Consider the following 246-nt stretch of genomic DNA (forward strand, 5'->3'; position numbering starts at 1 on the left):
GGGCCGTGCTGACCAGCCGCTCACTGCCGTCATCCGCTGCCACGGTCAGGCGAAGCAGGAAACTCACGCCCTTCACCACCTTCGGCGTATCCCAGCGGGCCAGTACCTGATACTCCCCGCTGTCTGCGGTGACTTCGGCTGTCAGGTGCTGCACCGCTGGCGGCGTGACACCATTCACCGTGCCGCTCTGGTCGCCGTCAAAGTGCGCCCCGTTATCCACGATGGCCTCTTTTTCCGGTACATGCT

The 246-nt window shown here is 64.2% G+C and carries 1 protein-coding gene; it reads right to left on the bottom strand.

Going from position 1 to position 246, the window contains the following annotated elements; genetic code table 11:
* Window positions 1-246 (bottom strand): phage tail tip protein J-related protein (locus tag HEN33_RS25965; protein WP_445297917.1); only part of this gene is annotated, 246 nt, incomplete at both ends.

The sequence above is a fragment of the Escherichia sp. 94.0001 genome (assembly GCF_013369155.2).
Taxonomy (GTDB): Bacteria; Pseudomonadota; Gammaproteobacteria; order Enterobacterales; family Enterobacteriaceae; genus Escherichia; species Escherichia coli_F.